A 9,828-nucleotide genomic window follows, 5' to 3' on the forward strand; every position below is an offset into this window, starting at 1 on the left:
CCTGCACACAGCGCCTCACCCTCCCTCGTCTACCCTTGAAAAACCGCAGCACGCGGCCCTCCCTTTCAAGGAACGAGCATGTCCCTCGCCATCGTCCACAGCCGCGCCCAGATCGGCGTCGAAGCCCCCGCCGTCACTGTCGAAGTGCATATGGCCAATGGCTTGCCGTCCCTGACCCTGGTGGGCCTGCCGGAGACCGCGGTCAAGGAGAGCAAGGACCGGGTGCGCAGCGCCATTCTCAACAGCGCGCTGCAATACCCCGCACGCCGTATCACCCTCAACCTGGCGCCCGCCGACCTGCCCAAGGACGGCGGGCGTTTTGATCTGGCGATTGCCCTGGGGATTCTCGCGGCCAGCGTGCAGGTACCGGCGCTGGAGTTGGATGACGTTGAATGCCTTGGCGAACTGGCCCTGTCTGGCGAAGTGCGTGCCGTCAAAGGGGTGTTGCCAGCCGCGCTGGCGGCACGCAAGGCCGGGCGCAGCGTGATCGTGCCCAGGGCCAATGCCGAGGAGGCGTGCCTGGCCTCCGGATTGAAGGTGATTGCAGTGGATCATCTGCTGCAAGTGGTGGCGCACCTGAATGGACGGGTGCCGATCGAGCCATACAAGTCCGACGGGCTGCTGTACCTGAACAAGCCTTACCCGGACCTGAGCGAGGTGCAGGGCCAACTTGCCGCCAAGCGCGCATTGCTGATTGCCGCAGCGGGTGCCCACAACCTGCTGTTCAGCGGGCCACCCGGCACCGGCAAGACCTTGCTCGCCAGCCGCCTGCCCGGCCTGCTGCCGCCCTTGAGCGAACAGGAAGCCCTGGAAGTGGCGGCCATTCAGTCGGTGGTCAGCCTCGCACCGTTGAGCCACTGGCCCCACCGGCCATTCCGTCAGCCGCACCATTCGGCGTCCGGGCCGGCGCTGGTGGGCGGCGGCTCGAAGCCACAACCTGGGGAAATCACCCTGGCCCATCACGGCGTGTTGTTTCTCGATGAACTGCCGGAATTTGATCGCAAGGTGCTGGAGGTGCTGCGCGAGCCATTGGAGTCCGGGCATATCGTGATTTCCCGGGCGCGCGACCGCGTGAGCTTCCCCGCACGTTTTCAACTGGTGGCAGCCATGAACCCTTGCCCCTGCGGCTATATGGGCGAACCCAGCGGGCGCTGTCGGTGTACGCCGGAACAGATCCAGCGCTACCGCAACAAGCTCTCGGGGCCGTTGCTGGATCGAATCGACCTGCACCTGACCGTTGCCCGGGAAAGCACCGCGCTGAACCCAGCCAAACAAACCGGCAATGACACTGCCAGCGCTTCAACCCTCGTCGCCAGCGCCAGGGATCGCCAACAACAACGCCAGGGCTGTGCAAATGCATTCCTCGACCTGACGGGTTTGCGGCGCCACTGCGAGCTATCGAAAGCCGATGAGGGTTGGCTGGAAAGCGCCTGTGAGCGCCTGACCCTGTCGTTGCGCGCAGCTCATCGGCTACTCAAGGTCGCGCGCACCCTGGCCGACCTGGAACAGGCAGACGCCATCGCTCGCCATCATCTGGCCGAAGCGTTGCAGTACCGGCCAACCGCCGTGACTTAGCGATCCCTGGGCAAATCCAGCAGCAGCCCCGCCACTTCCATCACCTCACCCAGTACCACTTGCGCCGACTCGACGGAGGGCTTGAGCAACAGGTCATCGGTATAACCCATCGTCACCGCAAAGATCTGGCGGGCCGCACGGCTGGATGAGCCACAGCGGAATACCCCGGCAGCGATCCCCTGCTCGATCACATCGGCAAGCATGGCTTGCCACTGGGCATTGACCAGCAGATACGCCTGAGCCAGTTCCGCGTCATGCATCGCCTCATCCCAGGCATCCAGCCAGAGCGCCCAGCCGGCGTCGGCGGTACAGGGCAGGCAACCCTTGAGGAAACCCACCAAGGCCTCAAGCGGCGGCGCATCTGCCAATGGCCCGCGCACTTCGTCCAACTGCTCATTGGCGAAGCGAACAAAGGCTTCGCGGCGCAGTTCTTTCCAGTCGCTGAAGTAGTGATACACGTGGCTGCGGGACAAGCCCGCATGCTCCGCCAGATCGCGGGTGGAGACATCGGCAAAGCCCTTGCTGCGAAACAGCTCCAGGGCAGCGGCGATGATCTGGTCTTTACGGTCGATACGCGACATGGGCAATTCCTTACGGGCGCCGTCAGATAAGCGGCGCTTGCTTTTTGAGCGACTGCTCAAGGATACTTGAGCAGTCGCTCAATAGTAGCGCCTATTACTCCTTTGGTGCACCCATGCCATCCACAACGCCACAGATCCTGATCGAAGAAAGCAAGAAAATCGGCCAGCAATCGGCCAGCCAAACCCTCAAGGCAATCGCCAAGGCTTATCCCGGCAAGCTGTTCTGCACGCTGTCGTTGGTTGCGCTGGAGAACGCGTTGCTGCTGGCCTATCCCCTGTTTGCCGGTTTCGCCGTGGACTCGATCCTGCGCGGCGATGCCAGCAGTGCGCTGTTCTATGCGGCCGTGGTGATGGCGTTCTGGGTGGTCGGCGCCGCACGCCGGGCGTTGGATACCCGTACCTTCACGCGGATCTACGCCGATCTTGCCGTGCCTGTGATTCTCAACCAGCGTCTACAGAATCACAGCACGTCCAAGGCCGCCGCACGGGTGGTGCTGGCGCGGGACTTTGTCGACTTCTTCGAAAAGCATGTGCCGGTGATCGCAACAGCCTTGGTCTCCATCGTTGGCGCGGCCGCGATGTTATTGGTGATTGAACCTTGGGTGGGCCTGGCCTGCTTTGCGGCACTGCTGCTTTGCATCATCCTGCTACCGCGCTTTGCCCGCCGTAACGAGCAGTTGCACGAACGGTTGAATAACCGCCTGGAGAAAGAGATTGGCCTGGTGGAAAAGGTTGGCGCCCAGACGTTGCGACGCCATTACCAACTGCTGTCACGCCTGCGTATCTGGCTGTCGGACCGCGAAGCCGTCGCCTACCTGTTTCTCGGCGCGCTGGCAGCGCTACTGTTCATCGTAGCGATCAGCCAACTGGCCTTGTCGCCAGCGGTCAAGGCCGGCCATGTCTATGCGGTGATGACGTACCTGTGGACCTTCGCCAGCAGCCTCGACGAAGCGCCAGGGATGGTTGATCAACTGGCGCGGCTCAAGGACATCGGCAAACGGGTGGATCCGGGACTCGGGAATTGATCAGCCTTACCGAAACCGATCCACCTCTTGCCGCAGCCCTGCCGCCAACGTCTCCAGCTCCCTGGCGGTAATCGCCAGGTTCGAGACCACTTCCCGCTGCTCACTGTTGGCCAGGGCAATGCTCTGCAGGTTGCTGCTGAGCAAGGTCGCGGTGCTGCTTTGCTCCTGGGTCGCTGTGGTAATCGCGGCAAACTGCTGCCCCGCCGAGCGGCTTTGCTCGTCGATGCGCGCCAGGGCCGAGGCCACGTCGGCGTTGCGCGACAAGCCTTCCTGCATCAGCACATTGCCCTGTTCCATGGTGCTGATGGCATTGCCGGTTTCCTGCTGGATGCTCTGGATCATCCCGGAAATCTCATCGGTGGCCTGGCGGGTACGCGAGGCCAGGTTGCGCACCTCATCGGCGACCACGGCAAATCCACGCCCCTGCTCCCCGGCCCGCGCCGCCTCGATGGCGGCGTTGAGTGCCAGCAGGTTGGTCTGTTCGGCGATCGAGGTAATCACGCCGACGATGCCGCCGATTTCCTGGGAACGTTGGCCCAGGGTATTGATCACCTTGGCCGTGCTGTTCAGTGCCGTGGCGATATGCTCCAGGGACGACGACGCCTCCTGCATCGAGTTGCGGCCAATGCGGGTCTGCTGGGCATTTTCCTGGGCCATGCGTTCGGTATTGCCCATGTTGTCGGCAATGTTCAGCGAAGTGGCGCTGAACTCTTCCACCGCGCCGGCCATGCTGGTGATCTCGCCGGATTGCTGCTCCATGCCCTCATAAGCGCCTCCCGACAAACCTGACAGCGCCTGGGCGCGGCTGTTGACCTCTTCGGCCGCCTTGCGGATATGGGAGACCATGGTCGACAAGGCCTCGCCCATCTGGTTGAAGCTGCGTGCCAGCTGTCCGATTTCATCGTGGCTGGACACATTCAGCCGCGCACTCAAATCACCGGCCCCCAGGGCTTCGGCCTGGCGCACCAGGTCGCCCAGGGGCTGCAATTTGCTGCGTAGCAACCAGACCGCCGCGCCTACCGCCAACAGCATCGCCAGCACGCTGCCGATCACCAGGCGGATACCCACGGCCCAGGTCACCGCGCGGATCTCGGCCTTGGGCATGCTCGCCACCACCGACCACGGGCCGCCGTCAAATGGCACTGCAACGCTGTAGAAGTCTTCGCCCTTGTCACTCCAGAAACGCCCCTGGCCAGGCTTTTGCGCCAGCTCCAGGATCACCGGAACGGCCTGCTCCAACGCCTGCACGCCGGCAGGCGGCACCAGCCAGTGTTTTTGCTCGTCCAGCAGCGCCAGCGAGCCGGTCTGGCCAATGCGGAACCGCTTGAGGTTGGCGAATTGGGCGTTCTGCGCATCGGTGTAGTCGAAACCGATGAACAACACCGCAATCACCTGGCCGCTGGCATCACGTACCGGGCTGTACTGGGTCATGTAGGAACGTTCGAACAGCACCGCGCGACCGATGTAGCTCTGCCCGGCGAGCAGGCGCTGGTAGGCCGGCCCCTGGCGATCCAGCACGGTGCCGATGGCGCGGTTGCCGTCCTGTTTGGTCAGGGAGGTGCTGATACGGACAAAGTCTTCGCCGCTGCGCACGAACACCGTGGCCACGCCGCCGGACATCTGCTTGAACTCATCGACCTCGTCGAAGTTGTTGTTCAGTACTTCAGTGCCCAGGTAAAGGCCCGGGGTCTGCACCCCGGCCACACTCACCATCTGCTCGGGACGTACGCTCAACCCGGCGCCGAAGCGCTTTTCAAACAACCCACTCAAACGCTGGGTGCTCTCACGCAGGGTGCTGTGGAAGGTATTGAGTTGGTCGGCGAGCAAACGCGCTTCGCTGGCCAGGTGTTCTTCACGGGTCAGCAGGTTGGCCGAGTCCAGGGAGCGCAGGGCAAATACCGTGCTGCCGCTGATCACGACAGCCAATATGACCGCCAAGGCAATGCCCAGCTGCGAAGCGATGCGGGCGCGGGGTTGAGACATGACAGCTCCTGGCCGAGGCCCGGATCGTCCTGATCTCATAGCGCTAATCGGCAAATTTCTTGGATTGGGGGCACGCTGAGCCGCAACTAATGGCGACTCCGACACACCTACTTCGGCGGCCCCAATCAATACTTGAGCAAATTACAGGGGCATCACTCAAAGGCACCGTGTGTAGGACGCTGCATCGTTTCACTCGAGCTGTTCCACCGCCGGCAAGGCCATGGCCCGGACTTCACTTTGCAGGAAGTCCGACAGCCTGCGCAGGCGCTCACCACCGGGGCGGGTCTTGGGCCAGACCAGGTAATAGCTTTCGCCGCTGGCCACCGCAGTCGGCCATGGCAAACTCAAGCGCCCCTGGGCCACATCCTCGGCGACCATCAGCAGATCGCCCATGGACACGCCATAGCCCCGGGCAGCGGCAATCATCCCCAGCTCCAGCGTATCGAACACCTGCCCGCCCTTGATGGCGACGCGGGACGCCAGCCCCGTACGCTGCAACCAGCGGCGCCAATCACGCCGATCCGGCGTGGGGTGCAGCAGTTCAGCGCTGGCCAGGCGCTCCACATCCCAGGGGCCGTCATTGAGCAGGTTCGGCGCGCCCACCGGGATCAACAGTTCGGGAAACAGGTAGCTGGCTTCCCAGTCCGCCGGAAAGTGCCCGTCACTCAGCAAGACCGCGCAGTCGAACGGTTCCTGATTGAAATCCACTTCGTCGATGCTCATCCAGGCGCTGGTCAACTGCACCTCGTTGCCCGGCTGCAAGTGCCGGAACCGGCTCAGGCGCGCCAGCAACCAGCGCATGGTCAGGGTCGACGGGGCCTTCATGCGCAGGATGTCATCTTCGGCATTCAAGGTATGGCAGGCGCGCTCCAGGGCGGCGAAGCCCTCGCGCACCCCAGGCAGCAGCAGGCGCGCCGACTCGGTCAACTGCAAGGTGCGCCCGCTGCGCTGGAACAGGCGGCAGGCGAAATGCTCCTCCAGGGTGCGGATATGCCGGCTGACTGCACTTTGGGTGATGGACAGTTCTTCGGCCGCACGGGTGAAGGAGTTATGCCGTGAGGCGGCTTCAAATGCACGCAAGGCATAAAGCGGAGGCAGGCGACGAGACATGAGGAAAACTCCGACGGCACGATTCCGAAACCCTACCAGATTCATCCTGGCATGAGTTTTAATCATGCGAATGATCGCATTTATCCCTTTGTGCAAAGCGCTGAGAGCGCCGAGAATCAACCCTTCTACCCCTTGTGCAATTATTGAGCGTGATGATCATGCAGCATCCGGCGCGTACCGAACTCTGGGCCATTCTGCGGCTGTCAGGGCCGTTGATTGCCTCGCAGTTGGCGCACATGTTGATGGTGCTGACCGACACCCTGATGATGGCCCGCCTCAGCCCCGAAGCCCTGGCCGGCGGCGGGCTGGGTGCGGCAAGCTATTCGTTTGTGTCGATCTTTTGCATCGGCGTGATTGCCGCCGTGGGCACCCTGGTCGCCATTCGCCAGGGCGCCGGCGACATCGAGGGCGCCACCCGCCTGACCCAGGCCGGCCTGTGGCTGGCCTGGCTGATGGCCCTGGTGGCCGGCCTGCTGCTGTGGAACCTCAAGCCGGTGCTGCTGATGTTCGGCCAGACCGAAACCAACGTGCAGTCGGCCGGGCAATTCCTGATGATCCTGCCGTTCGCCCTGCCCGGCTACCTGACGTTCATGGCCCTGCGCGGCTTCACCAGCGCCATCGGCAAAGCCACGCCGGTGATGGTGATCAGCCTGTGCGGCACGGTGCTCAACTACCTGCTCAACCATGCGTTGATCGAAGGCATGTTCGGCCTGCCCAAGCTGGGCCTGATGGGCATTGGCCTGGTCACGGCGATTGTCGCCAACTGCATGGCCCTGGCACTGTTGTGGTACATCAAATACAACCGCGCCTACGCGGCCTACCCCCTGGGCAAGGGCCTGCTGCGGCCCAACCTGCATTACTTGCGCGAGCTGTGGCGCCTGGGCCTGCCGATTGGCGGTACCTATGCGGTGGAAGTCGGCTTGTTCGCCTTTGCGGCGCTGTGCATGGGCACCATGGGCAGTACGCAGTTGGCGGCCCACCAGATTGCCCTGCAAATCGTCTCGGTGGCGTTCATGGTGCCGGCGGGCATGTCCTATGCCGTCACCATGCGCATCGGCTTGCACTATGGCGGCGGGCAACTGCTCGATGCACGGCTGGCCGGACGCGTGGGTATCGCCTTCGGCGCGAGCGTGATGCTGGGGTTTGCCATGGTGTTCTGGCTGTTTTCAGACCCGCTGATCGGCCTGTTCCTCGACCATGACGACCCGGCCTTCGCCCAAGTGATCAGCCTGGCGGTCAGCCTGTTGGCCGTGGCGGCGTGGTTCGAGCTGTTCGACGGCGTGCAGACCATCGCCATGGGTTGCATCCGAGGGCTCAAGGATGCCAAGACCACGTTCCTCGTCGGCCTGGGTTGTTACTGGTTGATTGGCGCACCGGCGGCCTGGTTGATGGCGTTTACCTTGGACTGGGGCCCGACCGGCGTGTGGTGGGGTCTGGCGCTGGGGCTTGCCTGTGCGGCGATTACCCTGACCTGGGCGTTTGAGGCGAAGATGAAGCGGATGATTGCCCAGGAGCCGCAAGTCGATGCGGTCCCACAGCCTAACTGAAGGATGTACTCGGTCAGTGTGGGAGCTGGCTTGCCAGCCCCCACCTTTTTGATTGGTTTACAGGGCTAGATCACATCGCCCAACAACGCCTGCTGGCTGCTGCCAAACGTCAGGTATTCCACCAATTCCGCCAGCGGCAACGGCTTGCTGATCAGGTAACCCTGGGCCTGGTCGCAGCCGAACAAGCGCAACAACGCCAGTTGCTCCGGGGTTTCCACGCCTTCGGCCACCACTTCCAGGTTGAGGTTGTGGGCCAGGTTGATCATGGCGTGCACCAGCTTGCGGTTTTCTTCGCGCTCTTCCATACCGCCGACAAAGCTCTTGTCGATCTTGAGCAAGGCAATCGGCAGGCTGTTGAGGTGCACGAAGGACGAGAACCCGGTGCCAAAGTCATCCAGGGAGAAGCGCACACCCAGGCGGCCCAAGGCATCCATGGTCTGCTTGACCAGGTCGCTGCGGCGCATCACGGCGGTTTCAGTAAGCTCGAATTCGAGCCATTGCGCCTCCACCCCACGCTCGGCAATCAAACGGCTCAGGGTCGAGAGCAACTGGCTGTCCTGAAACTGACGGAACGACAGGTTGACCGCCATGTGCAACGGCGGCAGGCCGCGCTCGCGCAGGTCCTGCATATCGCGCAGGGCCCGGGAAATCACCCAGTAGCCCAACGGCACGATCAGGCCGCTCTGCTCGGCCAGCGGCACGAACTCGCTCGGCGGCAGCAAGCCACGTTCACCGTGGCGCCAGCGCACCAGGGCTTCGAGGCCGACGATATGCCCATCGTCCAGGTCCAGCCGCGGCTGGTAATGCAGTTCCAGTTCGTCACGGCGCAGCGCCCGGCGCAGTTCGCTTTCCAGGTCGGCGAGGCTACGGGCATTGCGGTTGATGCGTTCATTGAAGATATGAAAGGTGCAGCCCTGGGTGCTCTTGGCCTGTTGCATGGCGATATGCGCGTGCCACATCAACGGGTCGGCGCCGGCCTTGGCGCGGGCATGGGCCACACCGAGGCTGCAACCGATCAGCAGGCTCTCGCCATCGACCCAGTAAGGTTCGGCCATGGCCTCGGTGATGCGCTCGGCCATCCACTCGGCGCGTTGCGGCGCACGGCGGGTGTCGATCAACAAGGCAAATTCATCACTGCCCAGGCGCGCCAGTTGGTCGCCGACCTCCAGTTGGCTCTTGAGCCGCGAGACCACTTGCAGGATCAGCCGGTCGCCCGCCTGATGGCCGAGGGCATCGTTGGCATGGCGGAAGTTGTCCAGGTCCAGGTGGCCGAGGGCCAGGCCACGCCCGTCGTTTTCCGCCAGGCGCGCGGCCAGCAGGGTCTGGAAACCCTGGCGGTTGGCGATGCCGGTCAAGGGGTCTTGTGCGGCCAGGCGTTGCAGGGTGTTTTCCAGCAAGCCGCGTTCGCGCACATGGCGCAGGCAGCGGCGCAGCGTATCCACATCAAACGCGCCACGGATCAACCAATCGCTGGCGCCCAACGGTGCAACCAGCGGTTCCTGCTCCAGCAGCATTACGGTGGGCAGGTTACAACGGCCAGGGCCAGGTTGCAGACCCGGGGTGGTGAGCAAGACAGCCGTGCGGTCGTCGTCGAACAGGCTGCTCACCGACTCCCAGCTTGGCGCACTGACCAGCACAGCCCCATCGCCCATCGGCGCCAGGCACTCGCGCAACAACGCTGCCCACGCTGGCTCATCGGCCAGTAGCAGCAAACGCAAGGGTTCGACAGGCGTAGACAAGCTAGCTCCCTAGACTTTGCAAAAATTCGTTGGCGGCGGGCATTATGACGCGCAGCCTGATAATGACCAATGATATTGGTTATCAAATACGCGCAGTGCAGGTCTAGATCGAACAATAGACCCAAAAACACCGCACATCCTGCGGCAAAGTAACAAAACCGGCAAATTTAGATCGAGTGGTACGTCACACTGTCGTTCAGAGGCGGCAGAATCTTGCCAGCCTGTTAAAATGCCCGCCCTTTTCGCTCAAAGACTCCCAAAACCCTGT

At 63.0% G+C, this 9,828-nt stretch carries 7 protein-coding genes; 3 read left to right on the forward strand and 4 right to left on the reverse strand.

What is annotated here, in order from left to right:
- Positions 1-78 precede the first annotated feature (78 nt).
- A complete protein-coding gene (locus tag HU773_RS27275) occupies positions 79-1,575 on the forward strand; it encodes a YifB family Mg chelatase-like AAA ATPase (RefSeq protein ID WP_057960983.1) in 1,497 nt (498 codons plus the stop codon).
- On the opposite strand, the gene HU773_RS27280 is transcribed toward HU773_RS27275, so the two are convergent.
- Positions 1,572-2,156 (reverse strand): TetR/AcrR family transcriptional regulator, encoded by a 585-nt coding sequence (locus HU773_RS27280; RefSeq protein WP_057960984.1) that lies wholly within the window; start codon positions 2,154-2,156, stop codon positions 1,572-1,574. The two genes, HU773_RS27275 and HU773_RS27280, sit on opposite strands and share 4 nt — an antisense overlap.
- Positions 2,157-2,269: 113 nt before the next feature.
- Here HU773_RS27280 and HU773_RS27285 point away from each other — a divergent pair, with 113 nt between their 5' ends.
- Positions 2,270-3,181, forward strand: a complete 912-nt coding sequence (locus HU773_RS27285) for an ABC transporter six-transmembrane domain-containing protein (protein ID WP_057960985.1) — start codon at positions 2,270-2,272, stop codon at positions 3,179-3,181.
- 6 nt (positions 3,182-3,187) lie between these two features.
- Here the strand turns inward: HU773_RS27285 and HU773_RS27290 are convergent, their stop codons facing one another.
- Both HU773_RS27290 and HU773_RS27295 read right to left on the reverse strand, forming a co-directional pair.
- Positions 3,188-5,164, reverse strand: a complete 1,977-nt coding sequence (locus tag HU773_RS27290; RefSeq protein WP_057960986.1) for a methyl-accepting chemotaxis protein — start codon at positions 5,162-5,164, stop codon at positions 3,188-3,190.
- 189 nt (positions 5,165-5,353) lie between these two features.
- Positions 5,354-6,274 (reverse strand): LysR substrate-binding domain-containing protein, encoded by a 921-nt coding sequence (locus HU773_RS27295; RefSeq protein WP_057960987.1) that lies wholly within the window; start codon positions 6,272-6,274, stop codon positions 5,354-5,356.
- Between the two features lie 152 nt (positions 6,275-6,426).
- On the opposite strand from HU773_RS27295, the gene HU773_RS27300 reads away from it, so the two are divergent.
- Positions 6,427-7,821, forward strand: coding sequence for a NorM family multidrug efflux MATE transporter (locus HU773_RS27300; protein WP_057440496.1), 1,395 nt, complete (start codon positions 6,427-6,429; stop codon positions 7,819-7,821).
- Positions 7,822-7,886: 65 nt separating this feature from the next.
- Here HU773_RS27300 and HU773_RS27305 read toward each other — a convergent pair whose 3' ends face one another.
- On the reverse strand, positions 7,887-9,560 hold the full coding sequence (locus HU773_RS27305; protein WP_057960988.1) for a putative bifunctional diguanylate cyclase/phosphodiesterase: 1,674 nt from the start codon (positions 9,558-9,560) through the stop codon (positions 7,887-7,889).
- Positions 9,561-9,828: the final 268 nt, after the last annotated feature.

Source organism: Pseudomonas shahriarae, from assembly GCF_014268455.2.
GTDB lineage: Bacteria > Pseudomonadota > Gammaproteobacteria > Pseudomonadales > Pseudomonadaceae > Aquipseudomonas > Aquipseudomonas shahriarae.